At 68.5% G+C, this 18888-nt stretch carries 11 protein-coding genes and 1 riboswitch; of the genes, 6 read left to right on the forward strand and 5 right to left on the reverse strand.

Annotation, left to right across the window (positions count from 1 at the left end; all coding sequences use genetic code 11):
- Positions 1 to 9 precede the first annotated feature (9 nt).
- A complete protein-coding gene (gene kduD, locus FKQ52_RS03125; protein ID WP_141625840.1) occupies positions 10 to 765 on the forward strand; it encodes a 2-dehydro-3-deoxy-D-gluconate 5-dehydrogenase KduD in 756 nt (251 codons plus the stop codon).
- On the opposite strand, the gene FKQ52_RS03130 is transcribed toward kduD, so the two are convergent.
- The gene (locus FKQ52_RS03130; protein WP_141625841.1) at positions 762 to 2063 is read right to left on the reverse strand and encodes a pectate lyase; all 1302 of its coding nucleotides are present in this window, start codon (positions 2061 to 2063) and stop codon (positions 762 to 764) included. The genes kduD and FKQ52_RS03130 overlap by 4 nt on opposite strands.
- 243 nt (positions 2064 to 2306) lie before the next feature.
- On the opposite strand from FKQ52_RS03130, the gene FKQ52_RS03135 reads away from it, so the two are divergent.
- A complete protein-coding gene (locus FKQ52_RS03135) occupies positions 2307 to 5285 on the forward strand; it encodes a TonB-dependent receptor (RefSeq protein WP_168196776.1) in 2979 nt (992 codons plus the stop codon).
- Here FKQ52_RS03135 and FKQ52_RS03140 read toward each other — a convergent pair whose 3' ends face one another.
- From FKQ52_RS03140 to FKQ52_RS03150, 3 genes are read right to left on the reverse strand one after another with little or no spacing between them, the layout of a single operon-like run.
- Positions 5286 to 6581, reverse strand: coding sequence for a homoserine dehydrogenase (locus FKQ52_RS03140; protein WP_141625843.1), 1296 nt, complete (start codon positions 6579 to 6581; stop codon positions 5286 to 5288).
- A 1-nt stretch (position 6582) separates the two neighbouring features.
- Positions 6583 to 7773: a cystathionine gamma-synthase gene (gene metB, locus FKQ52_RS03145; RefSeq protein ID WP_141625844.1), complete on the reverse strand. Its 1191-nt coding sequence runs from the start codon at positions 7771 to 7773 to the stop codon at positions 6583 to 6585.
- The gene (locus FKQ52_RS03150) at positions 7770 to 8762 is read right to left on the reverse strand and encodes a homoserine O-succinyltransferase (RefSeq protein ID WP_168196777.1); all 993 of its coding nucleotides are present in this window, start codon (positions 8760 to 8762) and stop codon (positions 7770 to 7772) included. The genes metB and FKQ52_RS03150 overlap by 4 nt, the downstream gene beginning before the upstream one ends.
- A gap of 99 nt (positions 8763 to 8861) precedes the next feature.
- A riboswitch (SAM riboswitch) is annotated at positions 8862 to 8986 on the reverse strand.
- A gap of 255 nt (positions 8987 to 9241) precedes the next feature.
- Between FKQ52_RS03150 and FKQ52_RS03155 the strand changes: the two genes are divergently transcribed.
- From FKQ52_RS03155 to gltB, 4 genes are all read left to right on the forward strand, one after another.
- Positions 9242 to 10597: an ammonium transporter gene (locus FKQ52_RS03155; protein ID WP_141625846.1), complete on the forward strand. Its 1356-nt coding sequence runs from the start codon at positions 9242 to 9244 to the stop codon at positions 10595 to 10597.
- A 94-nt stretch (positions 10598 to 10691) separates the two neighbouring features.
- Entirely contained in the window at positions 10692 to 11372 is a 681-nt protein-coding gene (locus FKQ52_RS03160; RefSeq protein ID WP_141625847.1) for a TorF family putative porin, read from the forward strand.
- Between the two features lie 170 nt (positions 11373 to 11542).
- Positions 11543 to 12976 (forward strand): NAD(P)-dependent oxidoreductase, encoded by a 1434-nt coding sequence (locus FKQ52_RS03165; protein WP_370451020.1) that lies wholly within the window; start codon positions 11543 to 11545, stop codon positions 12974 to 12976.
- The gene (gltB, locus tag FKQ52_RS03170; RefSeq protein ID WP_141625849.1) at positions 12973 to 17454 is read left to right on the forward strand and encodes a glutamate synthase large subunit; all 4482 of its coding nucleotides are present in this window, start codon (positions 12973 to 12975) and stop codon (positions 17452 to 17454) included. Before FKQ52_RS03165 ends, gltB begins: the two co-directional genes overlap by 4 nt.
- Here the strand turns inward: gltB and FKQ52_RS03175 are convergent.
- Positions 17451 to 18878 carry a S41 family peptidase gene (locus FKQ52_RS03175; protein ID WP_168196778.1) on the reverse strand — a complete coding sequence of 476 codons (1428 nt, stop codon included), beginning with the start codon at positions 18876 to 18878 and terminating at the stop codon, positions 17451 to 17453. The two genes, gltB and FKQ52_RS03175, sit on opposite strands and share 4 nt — an antisense overlap.
- Positions 18879 to 18888: the final 10 nt, after the last annotated feature.

Consider the following 18888-nt stretch of genomic DNA (forward strand, 5'->3'; position numbering starts at 1 on the left):
CCTGCTGACATGACTCCGTTCGATCTCTCCGGCCGCGCGGCCCTCGTCACCGGCGCCAATACCGGTCTGGGGCAGGCGATCGCCGTTGGCCTTGCGAAGGCGGGGGCGGACATCGTCGCCGTGGGTCGCTCGGCCCCGACCGAGACCGCCGAACTGGTCAGGGCCTCGGGCCGCACCCTGCACGCCGTCTCCGCTGACCTGTCCTCGACCGCCCCTATCGCTGATTTGGTGGCTCAGGCCGTCGCCGCCGTCGGCGAGATCGACATTCTGGTGAACAACGCCGGCATCATCCGCCGCAACGACAGCCTCGACTTCACCGAAGAGGACTGGGACGCCGTCATCGACACCAATCTGAAGACAGCCTTCTTCCTGTCTCAAGCTGTGGCCCGCACCTGGGTCGAGGCCGGGCGGGGCGGCAAGATCATCAACATCTGCTCGATGCTCAGCTTCCAGGGCGGTATCCGCGTGCCGTCCTACACCGCCTCCAAGAGCGGTCTGGCGGGCCTGACCCGTCTGCTGGCTTGCGAGTGGGCGTCGAAGGGCATCAACGTCAACGGCATCGCGCCGGGCTATTTCGCCACCAACAACACCGAGGCCCTGCGCGCCGACGGGGTCCGCAGTCGCGACATCCTCGCCCGTATCCCGGCCGGGCGCTGGGGCGATCCGTCCGACCTCGGCGGCGCGGCGGTTTTCCTCGCGTCCGACGCCTCGGCCTACGTCCACGGCACGGTGCTGGCCGTCGATGGGGGCTGGTTGGCGCGCTAGCCCGCCAGTTCGTTCAGCCAGTCTTCCAGATTGGTGAAGCCGTCGCCGTTGCTGTCGTTCGACCCATCGGCCGCGCTGGCCGGGTTCAATCCGTGGGCGCGTTCCCAATCGTCGGGCATTCCATCCCCGTCGCTATCTATCCAGGGCGTGCCCGGCTCCAGCTCCGGCCAGCCGCCGACCTGCTCCTGACTGTCGATGATCCGTCCCGTGCGGTCGCGCACCCCCGCGATCACCCGCGCATCCACGGCGTCCCGCACCCGGCCGGCTCCCGCGCGATCCAAGACGGACAGCGCTGCGGCCTCGGCCGTCTGGCCCGCCGCCTCCGCCCAGTCGGGGCGCGCCGCCAGCCGATAGTTGGGCCGGTCCGAATCCTTCACCAGCGACCAGGGATCGGCAGGCGTCACCCCGTCCATGCTGTTCCCCTCGAACCAGGCCCGCCCCAGCGGGTTCGATTCCTCGAACGCCCGGCGGCCCGTCGAATCCGGCCCCGGAATGTAGGCGTTGCCGATAAAGGCGTAGGTCGACAGGCTTTCGGTGTCGGCGTTGTAGCCGGCGTGTGAGCCGCCCCAGTCGTAGAAGACGTTCGAGCGAAACTCGAATCGCGGGCCCTGCGGATCGACGGAGGGCGGATTGTAGTTGCCGGGCCGGGGCATCCGCGCCCGGTGCATGGCCCACAGATTGTGGTGGAAGGTGAAGTGCGCGCCGTGCCCGCCACGCACCAGCGAGCCGTAGCCGTGATCCCCCTTTGCGTGGCCCGAGTGGTTCAGCGACTCGGCGATCACCGACCACTGCACCGTCACGTCGTACAGGCCCCGCTCGGGCGGATCATAGCGACTGCCCGCCGACAGGGTCTCGTCCACCGACCAGCTGGCCGAGACGTGGTCGAGGATGATCCGGCGGCCCCGCTCCAGCGAGACGGCGTCCGATTCGATGCGGCTCTCGTCGCCCAATCGCGAGCGGATGTGGCGCACTACGACATCGTCGGCGGCGATGACCAGCGCATGGTCGCGCAGGGTTATGCCCCCGCCGGGCGCCGTCTGGCCGGCGATTGTGATGCGCCCGCGCCGGATCCGTAGCGGGGTCTCCAGCCGGATCGTGCCGCCGATGTCGAAGATGATGGTGCGCGGCCCTTCGGCCTCGACCGCGGCGCGCAGGCTGCCCGGACCGGCGTCATTCAGGTTCGTCACCCGCAGCACCGCGCCGCCCCGTCCGCCCTGTGCGTACCGTCCCGCGCCCTCCGCGCCGGGGAAGGCGACGGTCGTCTCCTGTGCAACCGCGGTGTGTGTTCCGAAGGACACGACAAGCGCTGCCGTGGCGAAACCTGTGACGACTTTGTGTCGAAGTCCGCTTGCGAAACCATCGGTCATCGGGTTAGGCTCATTTTTGATACCGGTGTCAGCGCACATTGCGCACCAATATGACACCGGTGTCAAACGGGAAGGCCAACGATGCCGGACCGCAAAAACAGATAGACCGGGGCCACCCCGGCGTCCTGTATGCCCACTGGGAGGGAGCATATGTTGCAAGCCATTCGGCCGGGGATGACCCGCGCCCTTCGTCGTAGCCTGTTCGTCGGTGCGTCCGGTCTGGCTGTCGCCCTGTCGCTGGGCGTGGGAGCCGCCGCCGCGCAAACCACGCCGCAAACCACGCCGCAATCCGCACCGCAGGACGATGTCGCCGAGATCGACGAAGTCGTCGTCACCGGCTTCCGCGCCAGCCTGAACGCGGGTCTGGACGCCAAGCGTCGCGAAACCAGCATGGTCGACGTCATCGTCGCCGAGGACATCGCGGACTTCCCCGATCTGAACCTCGCCGAGTCCATTCAGCGGGTCCCGGGCGTGGCCATCGACCGTGACGCCGGCGAAGGCCGTTCGATCACGGTGCGTGGTCTGGGCTCGGACTTCACCCGCACCCGCATCAACGGCATGGAGGCCCAGGCCACCGCCGGCGGCACCGACTCCTCGGGCGGCGCCAACCGCGGTCGCGGCTTCGACTTCAACGTCTTCGCCTCCGAGCTCTTCAACTCTATCACCGTGCGCAAGACCGCCGCGGCCGAGACCGAGGAAGGCTCGCTGGGCGCCACGGTCGATCTGCAGGCGTCACGCCCGTTTGACTACAAGGACGGCTTCACCGCCGCCATGTCCGCCCAGGCCGGCTACAATGATCTGTCGGAGGAATATAACCCGCGCCTGGCCCTGCTGCTGAGCAGCACCTTCGGCGAGAACGATCAGTTCGGGGCGCTGGTCTCTGTCGCCTACAGCCAGCGCAATCTGCTGGAAGAAGGCTTCAGCTCAGTCCGTTGGGCGCCGGCTGTCGGCACCAACAGTTCGGGCGGCTTCTGCTCGCCGGTGGGTGTCACCCCTGTGAACCCGTCCGGTACGGCCAACGGCGCCAGCGCCGCCAACTGCGCCACGGGCGTGGCCCGCCCGGCCAATACGGCCTCGAACGTCGCCGCCTATACCACCGCCAACCAGAACAGCGTCTTCATCCCGCGCCTGCCGCGCTACGGTCGCCTGACCCACGAGCAGGAGCGTCTGGGCGTCACCGGCGCCTTCCAGTGGCGCCCGGCCGAGACCACGCTGTTCTCGCTGGATGTTCTGTACTCTTCGCTCGACGCGACCCGTCAGGAAGACTTCCTGGAAGCGCTGTCCTTCAGCCGTAACGCGGCCGCCGGCGGCCAGACCCAGGTCCACGTCCGCGATGCCGCGGTCGAGAACGGCATGCTGGTCTATGGCGTGTTCGACAACGTCGATGTCCGCTCCGAGAGCCGCTACGACGAACTGTCGACCGAGTACCTTCAAGTCAGCCTGACGGCCGAGCACGACTGGACCGACCGCCTGCACAGCCGCTTCTACTACGGCCGCGCGGAGTCGAATTTCGAGAACCCGATCCAGACCACGGTCACCCTCGATCGCTCGAACATCCAGGGCTATTCGTGGGACTTCCGCGGCAACCCGAACGCGCCGGTCATCGACTACGGCTTCGACGTCGCCAACCCGGCCAACTGGCAATGGCGCCCCTCGACCAACGCGGTGCCGCGTTCGGAAATCCGGATTCGCCCCAACGGCGTCGATACGGTCTTCGAGTCCTTCCAGACCGATATCAGCTATGACGCCAGCGACTGGCTGACCATCAGCGCGGGCCTGAACTGGAAGAGCTACACTTCGGACTCCTACGAGTTCCGTCGGGCGGATGAGACCGTCGTTCCGGTCCTGCCGGGCGGTACGACCGTGGCCGACATCACCAGTGTGCTGACCGGTTTCGGCTCGAACCTGATCCCCGGCGGCACCGCGTCCAGCTGGGTCCGTCCGGACCTCGGCGCCATCGCTGACCTGTTCAATATCTACTGCAACTGCAACACCGGCGTGCCGGGCGGGGACTTCACCCTGACCAGCATCACGAACGGCAATGCGCGCGGCGGGAACCGGTCGATCAAGGAAGACGATCTGGCCGCCTACATCCAGGCGGACTGGGACACCGATCTGTTCGGCCGTCCGTTCCGCGGCAATGTGGGCGTGCGTCAGGTCAGCACCACCCTGAACGCCACCGGCTACAGCTCGACCGGCGGCGGCACCTTGGTGACCGGCGAGAACCAGTATGACAACACCCTGCCGTCGCTGAACCTCAGCTATGAGCCGGTCGACGATCTGATCATCCGCTTCGGCGCGGCCTCGGTCATGGCCCGTCCGCAGATCGGCAACACCCTGGCGGGCACCAACTATCTGGTGCCGACCACCTCGCTGGCCGCCTCGGGCCCGAACTACACGGCCACCATCGGCAACGTGAAGCTCCAGCCGTTTGAAGCCACCACCTACGACCTCAGCATCGAGTGGTATTTCGCACGCGAAAGCCTGCTGTCCTTCGCCTACTTCTACAAGGACATCGACACCTACATTCAGATCGTGCGTCAGGACCTGGCCTATTCGGACCTGACCGCCCTGAACCCGTCGGCCTTCGCGCCGGGCTTCTGCACGGGCACCTGCTCGCCCTCGACCATCTTCCAGCTGACCGCCGCGGTGAACACCGAGGGCGGCCCGCTGAAGGGCTTTGAGATCAGCTACCAGCAGCCGTTCACCTTCCTGCCGGGGCCGCTCGAGAACCTCGGCGTGCAGGTCAACTACACCCACGTCGAATCCGAGATCGACTACTGCAACAACGCCCTGTGCACGACCTTCGTCACGGCGGACCTGATCAACCTGTCGCCGACGTCCTGGAACGCGACCCTCTACTATGAGGACGACAAGTTCTCGGCGCGGGTCTCGGGCGCCTTCCGCGACAGCTACATCCAGAACGTCCCGGGCCGGAACGGCAATGTGGTCGAGGGCAAGATGGAGACGTTCAACCTGGACGCCTCGGCCTCATACAATCTGACCGAAGACCTGGAGTTGACGCTGGAGGCCCTCAACCTGACGGACGAGGAGAACCACCAGTACGTCGGCGACGGCGCGGATCGTCAGAGCACATCCGTCTATCACCACACCGGCCGGCAGATTTACGTCGGCGCCCGCTATCGCTTCTGATCACTCCTGAACCGAAGCGCACTTTCGCCGCCGACCGGGCCCCCGGTCGGCGGCGTTTCTTTGACTGGGTGAGGCCAGCAGGTCAGTCAGGTCGGCCCAGACGCTTTCGGTCGTCGGAATGCGCCCGGCGCCGCGTCCACGCGCGGTGAAGACGCGACCGTCTCCGGTGGTCACGCGCAGGGCGTTCCACTCGTCCGGCAGGTCGGCGAACAGGCTGTCGCCGTCCACCGCCGTGAAGGCGACGGCGGCGCTGTCCGTTCGCACGTCCAGTCGGGAAAGCTGGCGGACGCGACCGGGGAGGAGCGCCGCGTCCGCCGACAGGGTCTCGCGAGCGATACGCTCGGGCGAGATCCCGCCGTCCAGGGCCTCATGCGCCAGAATGGCCAGCTTGGCCGAGGCGTCGAGGCCCGATAGGTCCGCGGTCGGGTCTTCCTCGGCGAAGCCCGCATCGCGCGCGGCGATCAGGGCCTCGTCGAAGGCCACGCCCGCGGCCAGTCGGTTCAGGATGAAGTTGCAGGTGCCGTTCAGAACGGCCTCGATGCGCACGACCGGGCCATGCGCCCGGGCCCGGCGCACCGTTTCGATCAGGGGCGAGCCGCCGCCGACGCTGGCGGAGTAGAGCAGGCGCGCCTCGTGCGCCTCGGCCAGTGCGGTCAGCGCCGCCGGATCACCGCCCACCGCCTGCTTGTTGGCGCTGACCACATCGACGCCGCGCGACAGGGCCGCCCGGATTAGGGCAAGGCCCGTCGAGGCGTCGGAGATCGCCTCGACCAGCACATCCGGCTCGCGCGCCAGCAGGGCGGCGGGGTCGGCCAGCAGAAGGGCCCCGGGAACTGCCGGGTCGCGGGGCTTTTTCGGATCACGCACCAGAACGCCGACCACCTCGAACCGGTCGTCTGTCGACAGGCGCGCCAGCACGCCGCCGCCGACCACGCCGCATCCGGCCAGCGCCACGCGCAGCGGACGCGCGGGTATCGTGCGCGGATGAGCGATGGCGGTCTCCGGACCCGCGACGATCGAAACCGGCGCATTCAGCAGGGCCTGACCCGGCTCCGGGCGCGCCGTCGTCACGCCGATCAGGTCCAGCGCCTCCGCCAGTCTCGCCGAAGCGTCGACGCCGCCCGAGGCGACGGCGACCACGCGACGCCCGCGACGGACCTCGCGATAGACCGCGCTGGCGGCCTCGGCCGTGTCGGAGACATCCAGTTGCAGCAGGGCGACGGGCTCATCAGAGACGTGAGCGGTCAGGTCCGCGCCGGAGACCGGACGGGGCAGGGGCAACGAAGCGGCGGTCATGTCAGGCGGCCTCGGCTTCCAGCGATGTACGGGCGACGACGGCGTCCAGCGCCGCCGACAGATCGGCCAGCAGGTCTTCCGGATGTTCCAGACCGATCGACAGGCGCAGCAGGCCGTCGGTGATCCCCGCGGTGGCGCGCGCTTCGGGCGTCATGGCGGCGTGGGTCATCAGGGTCGGGTGGGCGATCAGGCTTTCCACCCCGCCCAGCGACTCGGCCAGGGTGAAAACCTCCAGTTGGTCCACCAGCGCCCGCACCGCGTCCAGATCGGCCAGTTCAAAGCTCAGCATGGCGCCGAAGCCCTTCTGCTGGCGGGCGGCGATCTCGTGTCCCGGGTGGCTCTTCAGGCCCGGATAGTTGACGCGCTTCACCGCCGGGTGGGCGTCCAGCCATTCGGCGATCCGCTCGGCCGTCGCCTGCTGCCGCTCAACGCGGGCGAACAGGGTGCGCACGCCGCGCAGGGTCAGATAGGCGTCAAAGGGCGAGCCGGTCACGCCCAGGCAGTTGGCCCACCAGGTCAGCTGTTCCAGATCGGCCTGATCCTTCGCCACCACGGCGCCGCCGACCACGTCCGAGTGGCCGTTGATGTATTTGGTGGTCGAGTGGATCACCAGATCGGCGCCCAGGGCGATCGGGTTCTGCAGGGCGGGCGACAGGAAGGTGTTGTCCACCGCCGACTTGCAACCGACCGCGCGGGCGCGGGCGCAGATGTCGGCCACGTCCACCACGCGCATCAGGGGGTTCGACGGTGTCTCGATCAGGATCAGTTTGGGGTTCAGGGCGAAGGCGGCGTCCAGGGCCTCGCGATCATTCTGGTCCACGAACTGGACGTCGAAATGGTTGCGGCGCGCGCGGGCGCACAGCAGACGGTGCGTGCCGCCGTACAGGTCATGCGGGGCCAACAGCAGGTCGCCCGGCTCCAGCGACGACAGGGCCAGATCGACCGCCGCCATTCCGGTCGCCGTGATCACCGCGCCTGCGCCCCCTTCCAGCCTGGCCAGCGTCTCGCCCAGCACGTCGCGGGTCGGATTGCCCGAGCGCGTGTAGTCGTACTTCCGCTTACCCTCGAGGCCGTCGAAGCTGTAGTTCGACGACAGGTACAGCGGCGGCATCACCGCCCCGTGCGCCGGATCGTTGTTCACGCCGTGCCGGGCGGCGGTGGTACAGGGATGGGCTTCGCTGGAGCAGGTCATGCGGCGATCTCGTCAGGCTGGCGGGCGTACAGGGGTGAAAGGGCGTCGTGGAGCGTGCGGCCGACCAGCTCGCGCTCCTTCAGAAAGGCGTCGTGGCCGAAGATGGAGCCCGCTTCGTCGAAGCGACGCAGGGCGGGGGCGCGGGCGGCCAGCTCGCGCAGGTCTTCGATCGGGACCAGCCGGTCACTGGTGAAGCCCAGCAAGGTCAGCGGGCAACGGATGGCTTCGGGCGCGACCGCGTGGCGATCCAGAGAATCCGACAGGGAGATCCAGCGGTCCGCGCTGGTCGCCTCGGCGTAGTCGGCGCCGCGCGAGATCAGGTACTCGCACACCGGATAAGCCTCGCCGGCCTGCGCCGGGGCGATGGTGGCGAAGCGCCAGTCGAACTCGTCGGCGGTGCGATAGGTGGTCATCGCCAGTTCGCGGGCCAGCGACACACCCTCGGCCTCACGACCGCAATCGCGGGCGAAGGCCAGCACCCGGCGCTGCACCCCGCGCCAGGCGGTAGCCGCCGGATGGGCGCGGTGGGCGGCGGAGATCACGATCAGCTCACCGATCCGTTCGGGGAAGGTCGCGGCGAAGGCCTGACCCACGCAACCGCCGTAGGAGGCGCCGACGAAGGCGTCGATGCGCGCCTCGTTCAGGCTGTCGAGCAGCACGGCCAGCAGGCGGGCCTGATCCTGGGTCGTGATGGTGACGCCCGGCTCCGTCTTTCCCGGCAGAAGATCGAAGGCCAGCACCCGCACGCGGTCCAGATCGACCGGTCCGCCGTGACGCACGGCCCACGACCACCAGCGGGCGGCGAAGCGGCCGCTTGAGATGCCGCCGGTGATGACGACCAGCGGTCCCTTCGTCGGGCCATGGATGCGGCCGACCAGCGTGTCCGCCGACAGACGCTCGCCCGAGGCCAGCCGGAAGTCGGCCGGAATCGCGGCCGTCACGTCACGGCCGGGAGCCTCGTCGATGATCCATTCGGTGGTGGACGCCACTGTCCGCTCCGGTTCCACTCAGCGAAACCGATGGGGCGAACCAACATCTGCGAAGAAAGACCCGTGAAGTCGTCTGGCCCCGTGAGGGACCACTCGCTTCACTCATCTCTCGCGGCTTCCGAAGACGCCCCGCAGGAGTTGGCACCATCTCCAATGATCGGGTGGATCACTGGAAGGTTGCCCCGGCGTCAAAGGGCCTATCCCTCAGCCGGTCTTGATGAGTGTCTTTACGGTGACGAACGCGGGCGGGCTCGTCAATCCCCCAAAAATGCTGCGACTGCGAATTCGCAAGCTGAGCCGTAAATGAGCACGATTTTGATCGCTATGGATCGTATGGCGACAACAGTTTTTCGTTTGGCGAAGTCAAGTGCGTTGCGAACGCAACAAAAATTCCTGAATCTTCTTCCGCCCACTTGCGGATTTCGCAGGTGCGGTAAACAGTTTGCAAATGCGTAACGGCATCCTTTTGGGGGATTGAGATGACACGACTTCGCGGCGGCCTTGCTCTCGGGCTCGGTCTTTTGACATCGGTAATCGCGACCGCGGCCAGCGCCGCGCCCGCGCCGGCTCCGGGCCTGCTGGGCCATCAGGTTCCGCTGGAACTCGACGGCGCTGGCACCGCCTGGCTGCTGACCTCGGCGGCTCTCGTTCTGCTTATGACCCTGCCGGGTCTGGCGCTCTTCTACGGCGGCATGGTTCGCCGCAAGAACGTCATCGCCACCATCACCCAGTCAGTCGGCGTCTTCGCCGTCGCCACCCTGGTCTGGTTCATCGCCGGCTACTCCATCGCCTTCGGCAAGGCGGGCGCCCTGGGCGGGTTTGACGGCGACACCGTCAACCAGTTCATCGGCAGCTTCGACGCCTTCTTCCTGAACGGCGTGGGTATGGAGACGGCGCACAGCCTGCTGCCGGGCATTCCTGAATTCGTCTTCCTGTCGTTCCAGCTGACCTTCGCGATCATCACGCCCGCCCTGGTCACCGGCGCCTTCGCCGAACGTCTGAAGTACACCGGCCTGCTGCTGTTCACGGCCCTGTGGTCCCTGCTGGTCTATGCACCGATCGCCCACTGGGTGTGGGGCGGCGGCTTCCTCGGCGGCGCCGGGGTGCTGGACTTCGCCGGCGGCGCGGTCGTGCACGTCAACTCGGGCGTGGCCGGTCTGGTCTGCGCGATCTTCCTCGGCGCCCGGAAGGGCTACGGCAAGGAGCCGATCGTGGCCCACAACCCGGTTCTGACCATGATCGGCGCCTCACTGCTGCTGGTCGGCTGGATCGGCTTCAACGCCGGTTCGGCGGGCGGCGCCAACGCGCTGGCGGGCGTGGCCCTGATCAACACCATTCTCGCCGCCGCCGCCGCTTCCATCACCTGGAAGATCGTCGAGGTCATCGAGAAGAAGAAGGCGTCGCTGATCGGCGTGCTGTCGGGCATCGTCGCCGGTCTGGTCGCCATCACCCCGGCCGCCGGCTTCGTGGACCCGAAGGGCGCGGTCATCATCGGCCTGATCGCCGGTCCGGTCTGCTACGCCTCGTCGGTGTGGATCAAGAAACTGCTCCGCTACGACGACTCGCTGGACGCCTTCGGCATCCACGGCGCGGGCGGTCTGGCCGGCGCCCTGCTGACCGGCGTGTTCGCCTCGACCGCGATCAACAGCCTGTCGGAAGGCGCTGACGTCATGACCCAGCTGATCGGTCTGGGCTGGACCATCGCCTACAGCGCGGTGGGCACCCTGGTCATCCTGATCATCTGCAAGTTCACGACCGGCCTGCGTGTCAGCGCGGAGGCGGAAGAAGAAGGTCTCGACACCCACCTGCACGGTGAGGCGCTGGAGACCGTCTGAGCGATCGTCGGGGCGGGAGCTCTCTCCTCCCGCCCCGGCCCCAGTAAGCGTTTGCGTGCCGATCATCGACCGAACAAATTGGGGAACAAGAACAATGAAACTCGCCTATTGCGCCGCGGCCTTCGCCGCCGCCCTGCTCGCGACCGGCGCGGCCTCGTCGGCCAGCGCCCAGGATGTCAGCTTCAACGCCGCCGTCACCTCCGACTATGTCTTCCGCGGCTATAGCCAGACGGATGAGGAAGCGGCGATCCAGCTCGGCGTCGACGTCACCTTCGAGTCCGGCTTCTATGCCGGGGCCTGGGCCTCGAATGTGGACTTTGGTGACGACACCGACGCCGAAATCGACATCTACGGCGGCTATCGCACGGAAGCGGGCGGCTTCGGCCTCGACTTCGGGGTGGTCGGCTACCTGTACGTCAACGATCCGTCGGGTTCGGACTACAGCTATGTCGAGCTCAAGGCCGCCGCCTCGCGCGCGGTCGGTCCGGTGACCTTCGGCGGCGCCCTCTACTACTCGCCGGACTTCTTCGGCCTGGATGGGGAGGCGACCTACGTCGAGGCCAACATCGCCTACGCCCCCATCTCCAAGCTGAGCCTCAGCGCGGCGGTCGGCTACCAGTATCTGGACGTCAACGATGACTACAGCACCTGGAACGCCGGGGGCGCCTATTCGATCACCGACAACATCGCGATCGACGTGCGCTACCACGGCACCGAAGTGGACACGCCCCTGTCGGATGACCGCGTCGTCGGAACGCTGAAGTTCCTCTTCTAAAGATCCGGGCGTCCCTTCCGCCCGGCCGCGACCGGCAAGACCTTGCCTCTTTGGCGGGTCTTGCCGGTTTGTATTTTCCGGCGAACAGGATGAATGCGCAAGGACAGCATGGAAATTGCCTGATCTGCCTGAAGCCTCTAGAACTTGTGCAGTTGCGAAGAGGGCTTGCCTTGGCGTCCGTGAACCAGACTTTCGTTGTTGTCCCCAGAACCGGCCCGACCAAGGTGTCGGCGACCGATCGCGTGCACAACCACGCCGAAATTTACGCGGACTTCGCGCCTGACGCGGGCAAGGGGCAGGCGAGCCGCTGCGCCCAGTGCGGCGTGCCCTTCTGTCAGTCCGCCTGTCCGCTCCAGAACAACATTCCCGACTGGCTGCGCCTCGCCGCCGAAGGTCGCGCCGAGGAAGCCTGGCGCCAGTCCGAGGCCACCTCGACCATGCCCGAAATCTGCGGTCGCATCTGCCCGCAGGATCGGCTGTGCGAGGGCTCCTGCACGCTGGAACAGTCGGGCTGGGAGACGGTCACCATCGGTTCGGTCGAGCGCTGGCTCGGCGATCAGGCGTTCGAGAACGGCTGGGTGGATCCGATCCGCCCTCGCACCGAAAAGGGCCAGTCCGTCGGCATCGTCGGCGCCGGCCCGGCGGGGCTCGCGGCGGCCGACCGTCTGCGCAGCGCGGGCTACGCGGTCACCGTCTACGACCGCCATGACCGCGCCGGTGGCCTGCTGACCTACGGCATTCCCGGCTTCAAACTGGAGAAGCACGTCGTCGGCCGTCGCGTGGATCGCCTGATCGACGGCGGGGTCGCGTTCAAACTCGGCGCCGATGTCGGTGGAAGCCTGCCCTTCGCTGATGTGCGCGCCGCCCATGACGCCGTGCTGGTCGCCACCGGCGTCTATCAGGCCCGCCGCCTGACCGCGCCCGGCTGCGGCTCCGACGGCGTGGTCGCGGCGCTGGACTATCTGATCGCCTCGAACCGCAAGGGCTTCGGCGATGCGGTCCCGGCCTATGACGACGGCCCGCTGAACGCGGCGGGCAAGAAGGTCGTGGTCATCGGCGGCGGCGACACCGCCATGGACTGCCTGCGCACCGCCGTCCGTCAGGGCGCCACGTCCGTCACCTGCCTGTATCGCCGCGACCGGGAGAACATGCCGGGCAGCGCGCGCGAGACCGCCAACGCCGAGGAGGAGGGTGTCGTCTTCGAATGGCTGGCCGCGCCCCGCGCCGTGCTGGGCGGCGCCTCGGGCGTCACCGGCGTGCGCGCCCAGCGCATGGCGCTGGCGGCCCAGTCGGCGGACGGCCGCTGGTCGGTCGAGCCGGTGCCGGGCGGCGAGTTCGACGTCGCCGCCGATCTGGTCATCGAGGCCCTGGGCTTCGAGCCGGAAGACATGCCGACCCTGTTCGGGGAGCCTGATCTGGCCCTCACCGACTGGCGCACCATCCGCACCGCGGGCCACACCAAGGCCACCACTCTGGAGGGCGTTTTCGCCGCGGGCGACATCGTGCGTGGTGCGTCTCTGGTGGTCTGGGCTGTCCGCGACGGTCAGGACGCCGCCGCCGAAATTGATGCGTGGCTGTCCTCGCAACGGAGGGCTGCCGCGTGACCTTTGACCTGACGAAGTTCGAGGCCGACCGGCAGAAGCTGATCGACGCCCACGCCTATGATCCGGCGTCCGAGCGGGACGCCTGCGGTGTCGGTCTGGTCGCCGCCATCGACGGCAAGCCGCGCCGCGAGGTGGTCGATCTGGCGCTGAAGGCCCTGTCGGCCATCTGGCACCGGGGCGCCGTCGATGCGGACGGCAAGTCGGGCGACGGCGCCGGCATCCTGATCGGTTTGCCGCGCGCCTTCTTCGAGGCCCAGGTCCGCGACGCGGGCCACGACCCGCGCTCCGGCCCCATCGCCGTCGGCATGATCTTCCTGCCGCGCGTCGATCTGGGCGCGCAGGAGCAGGCCCGCACCATCGTCGAGCGCGAGGTCATGGCCTCCGGCTTCTGGCTGTACGGCTGGCGTCAGGTGCCGCACCGCGCCGAGGTTCTGGGCCAGCGCGCCGCCGCCACCCGCCCGGAGATCGAGCAAATCATGCTGGCCCCGCCCGAGGGGCTGGAGGGCGAGGATCTGGAACGCGCCCTGTACCTGCTGCGCCGCCGGATCGAGGCCCGCGCCACGGCCGCCGGGCTGCAGCATTTCTACGTCTGCTCCCTGTCGGCGCGGTCGGTGATCTACAAGGGGATGATGCTGGCCGAGGCGCTGGCCGACTTCTATCCCGACCTGGCCGACCCGCGCGTCGAGGCCAATGTCGCCCTGTTCCACCAGCGCTACTCGACCAACACCTTCCCCGAGTGGCGGCTGGCCCAGCCGTTCCGGATGCTGGCCCACAACGGCGAGATCAACACCCTGCGCGGCAACGCCAACTGGATGCGCAGCCACGAGATCCGCATGACCGCCGAGGCCTTCGGCGCCGACGACGAGACGGTCAAGCCGGTGATCCAGCCGGGCGGCTCCGACTCCGCCGCTCTGGACAATGTCTTCGAGGTGCTGGTCCGCGCCGGACGCCCCGCGCCCATGGTCAAGGCCCTGCTGATCCCCGAGGCGCCCATAGAGGGCGTTATCTCCGACGATCACCGCGCGCTGTACGCCTACTGCAACTCGGTCATGGAGCCGTGGGACGGTCCGGCGGCGATCTGCGCCACGGACGGTCGCTGGGTCGTGGCGGGCAAGGACCGCAACGGTCTGCGCCCCCTGCGCGCCGCCGAGACCGTCGATGGCCTGCTGATCTGCGGCTCGGAAGCGGGCATGACCGGCGTGTCCGACGACCGCATCGCGCGTCGCCTGCACATCAACGGCGGTCGCATGATCGCTGTCGATCTCGAAGCCGGGCAGCTGTTCGACGAGACCCAGACCATCGACCGTCTGGCCGCCAAGCATCCCTACCGCGAGTGGCTGTCCAACATGGTCGCGCTCGAGCCGCTGGTCGGTCCCGGCGACGAGCCGCGCAAGCTGCAGGGCGAGACCCTGACCCGCTTCCAGGCCGCGGTCGGCTGGACGCAGGAGGACATCGAATCCCTCCTCGACCCCATGGCCGGCGACGGCAAGGAGGCGGTCGGCTCCATGGGCGACGACACCCCGCCCGCGGTTCTGTCCGAACAGACGCGGCCCTTCGCCCACTATTTCCGTCAGGCTTTCGCACAGGTCACCAACCCGCCCATCGACTCCCTGCGTGAAGCGGGGGCGATGAGCTTGCGGACCCGGTTCAAGAACCTCGGCAACATCCTGGCGCAGGACGAGACCCAGACGCGGGTCTTCGTGCTGGACAGCCCGGTCCTGACCACCGGCATGTACGAGCGGATGCTCGATGTGGTGGGCGCGGGCGCGACCACGGTCATCGACTGCACCTTCCCCACGCCTGCCGAGGGCGAACGCGAGGGCGAGGCCCTGCGCGCCGCTCTGGATCGCATCCGCGATGAAGCCGTCGCGGCGGCGAAGGGCGGAGCCGGGCTGATCGTCCTGACCGACGAACGGGCGGGCGAGGATCGCCCCCTGATCCCGATGATTCTGGCGACCTCGGCGGTGCATGGCCGTCTGGTCGATGCGGGGCTGCGCTCCTACTGCTCGCTGGTGGTTCGCTCGGCCGAGGCGATCGACGCCCACGCCTTCGCGGTGCTGGTCGGCTGTGGGGCCACGGCGGTCAACGCCTGGCTGGCGCAGGAGACTTTCCTCGAACGTCTGGAGAGCGGCCGCTATCCCGGCCTGTCCCTGCGCGACGCCTGCCTGAACCACCGGGCGGCGGTCGAGGCCGGTCTGATGAAGATTCTCGCCAAGAAGGGCATCTCGGTCATCTCCGCCTATCGCGGCGCCTGCGAGTTCGAGGCTCTGGGCCTGTCGCGCGCGCTGGTGGCCGAGTTCTTCCCCGGCATGACCTCGCGCATCTCGGGCGTCGGTCTGGCGGGCATCGAGGAGCAGTCGGTGGCCAAGGCCGCGCGCGGCTTCTCCACCGACCGCGCCCGTCTGCGCATCGGCGGGGCCCACCGCATCCGGGCGGGCGAGGAGACCCACGCCTGGGACGCCGAGATGATCCACCGCCTGCAGGACGCCACCACGCGCGGCGACTACAAGCGATTCAAGGCCTACAGCCGTCGCGCACGGGAACTGCCCGCCACGGCCCTGCGCGACCTGCTCGACTTCCGCGAGGCGGTCCCGATCGCCATCGACGAGGTCGAGAGCGTCAACGAAATCCGCAAGCGCTTCGTCACGCCCGGCATGTCGCTGGGCGCCCTGTCGCCCGAGGCGCACGAGACGCTGAACATCGCCATGAACCGCATCGGCGCCCGCTCGGTATCGGGTGAGGGCGGCGAGGACCCGGAGCGCTATCACCCGCGTCCGAACGGCGACAATCCGAACAGCGCGGTCAAGCAGATCGCCTCGGGCCGCTTCGGCGTCACGGCCGAATATCTGAACCAGTGCCGCGAGATCGAGATCAAGGTGGCCCAGGGCGCCAAGCCCGGAGAGGGCGGACAACTGCCCGGCTTCAAGGTCACCGAGTTCATCGCCCGCATGCGTCACTCGACGCCGGGCGTGGGCCTGATCTCGCCGCCGCCGCACCACGACATCTACTCGATCGAGGATCTGGCCCAGCTCATCTACGATCTCAAGCAGATCAATCCGGTCGCGCGGGTGACGGTGAAGCTGGTGGCCTCGTCCGGCATCGGCGCGGTCGCCGCGGGCGTCGCCAAGGCCAAGGCCGACATCATTCTGGTCGCGGGCCACAACGGCGGCACCGGCGCCTCGGCCATGGGCTCGATCAAGCACGCGGGCATGCCGTGGGAGCTGGGTCTGTCCGAAGCCCATCAGGTGCTCAGCCTGAACGGCCTGCGCGGCCACGTCCGCCTGCGCACGGACGGCGGCATCAAGACCGGGCGCGACGTCGTCGTCGCCGCCATGCTGGGCGCCGAGGAATACGGCATCGGCACCGCCAGCCTGATCGCCGTCGGCTGTCTGATGGTCCGCCAGTGTCACTCCAACACCTGCCCCGTCGGCGTCTGTGTTCAGGACGAGCGCCTGCGCGCCATGTTCACCGGCACGGCGGACAAGGTGGTCAATCTGTTCAGCTTCATCGCCGAGGAGACGCGCGAGGTTCTGGCCTCGCTCGGCCTGCGCTCGCTGGATGAGGCCGTGGGTCGCACCGATCTGCTCAAGCAGATTTCGCGCGGCAGCGCGCATCTGGACGATCTCGACCTGAACCCCCTGCTGGTGCGGGTGGGCGAGGGGGATGCCCGTCAGGCGCCCGACGCCCCGCGCAATGCGGTGCCGGATGCGCTGGACGCCCGCATCGTGCTGGACGCCGAACCCTTCCTGGCCCGGCGCGAGAAAATGCAGCTGACCTATTCGGTCGCCAACACCCAGCGCTCCATCGGCACCCGGCTGTCATCGCACATCGTGCGCAAATACGGCTCGGACCTGCCGGACGGCCACCTGACCCTGAACCTGCGCGGCGCGGCCGGGCAATCGCTGGCGGCGTGGGGCATGACCGGCCTGCGGATCATCCTCGACGGCGAGGCCAACGACTATGTCGGCAAGGGGCTGTCGGGCGCCGAGATCATCGTCCGTCCGCCGTCATGGCAGGCGGGCGCGGCGGTCATCGGCAACACCTGCCTGTACGGCGCGACCGGCGGCAAGCTGTTCGCGGCGGGCGCGGCGGGCGAGCGCTTCGCCGTCCGCAACTCGGGCGCCACGGCGGTGATCGAGGGCTGCGGCGCGCACGGCTGCGAATATATGACCGGCGGCGCCGTGGTGGTGCTGGGTTCGACCGGCTGGAATTTCGGCGCCGGCATGAGCGGCGGCGAAGCCTTCATCCACGACCCCGAAGGCACCGCCCACCTGCGCCTCAGCGACGCCTCGGTGATCACCGGCGTGGTCATGGGCGAGGCCGGCCAACGCCTGCACGAACTGGTGACCCGTCATGCGGTCGAGACCGGCTCTCCGCTGGCCCGCAAGCTGCTGGAGACCTGGACGGTGGCGGTCACCCATTTCCGCCACATCCTCCCGCGCGAGGAAGCCGCGGCGGTGAAGGCGAAGCGGGCCTAGCGACCCGCCGCCTGCTCCCCCACCCACGCTTTCAGCGCCTCATCGTCCGCCATGGCGCCGGGGTAGGGGATGTCCGGCGTGTAGGGGCCGAAGTCGGGCAGGCCGACAGCGACCTTCTGCAAGGTCGAGAAGTCACGCAGGCCGGACGGGAGGACGATGGTCCGCACCTCCATGTAGCGGCTGGAAACATCGGTCGCCTCGCCGACGTGCAGGGCGCCCAATCGCCGGAACAGTTCGGTGGTCATCAGGCAGGAGCTGAAGCAGTGCCGGTCGGTGATCAGGACCACATGGCGGTCGATGGGCGCCCGCGCCGCCTCGTCGGCCAGATCAGCGGTCGCGGCGCAGGCGGGCAGGTCCGGCCAGAAGGCCTGACCATCCGTCAAGGCCGCCTCCATCCCCTCGACCACCTCGGTCATTCTTGCCGCTGTCTCCGGATTGCGGGTCGCCTGACTGTCCCGCAAGGCTTTCAGGGCGGCGGTGTTGTCTGCCGACACGCGCCAGTAGGCGCCCTGACAGTCCGAGCTGCGGCCCTTGGCCTGCCGGACATGATCCGGGCCGAACAGCGTTTCCGCAATGGCGTCGCCGTACCGGGAGTCGCCCCCGCCATTGCCGCGCAGGTCCAGCACCACGACCCGCGCGGTCTTCAGTGAGGCCTCGGCCTCCTGCACCGCCGTCACGACGGCCCCGGCGTTGTTGTCCAGTCCGCTCAGTCGGATCCAGTAGCCGCCGTCCCACGGCGTCAGGGCATAGCCGTCTGCGGCCCGGCTCTGGATTGCCTCGATCCGCTCCTCGACGAAGGTCACGGGACCGCGTCCCCAGCGGAAGCTGATCGTCTCGGACGATCCGTCCGTCTTCTCGAACACGCAATGCTCCGGGCGTTTCAGGAAGGGATTGCCGTCGTCGGTCAGCAGCCGCCCCGCCGCCTCCGCCCGTTGCGCTTCGTTCGGTGCGCCCGCCACGAAAGCGGTGATCCGTGCGTCGGCCCAGTGCTCCGCGTCCACGCCGTCGCAGCTCACCAGCCGGGCGTTCTCGATGTCTGGCAGACGCGCCTCGGGCAGCAGCGACCCGACCCGCCACGCCTGTCCTTCACGCTTCAGCAGGATGCCGGTCCAGTACAGGGTCTTTCCATCGACGCGCGGTCGGGACCAGATGTGGCCGTCGGCGAAATCGGCGGCCAGTCCGGCCATCAGGGCGCTGTAGCCCTCGAAGCTGCGCACTTCGGGCAGGCGCTCGTGCACGTGGGTCCTGGCGGCCGTCAGCCGCTGCTGGAAGACGGTGTCGCCCAGTTCGGGCCGCGCGCCGGGATGGTTGTCGGTGATCAGGCGCAGGGCCGCCGCGCTGTCCGCCTCGGCCATCTGGCGCCAAAGGCCAGCACTTTCGGAGGCTGTGTCCTGCGCCTGCGCGGGCATTCCCGTCAGGGCCATTGCAGCCGCC

The organism is Brevundimonas sp. M20, from assembly GCF_006547065.1.
Taxonomy (GTDB): Bacteria; Pseudomonadota; Alphaproteobacteria; order Caulobacterales; family Caulobacteraceae; genus Brevundimonas.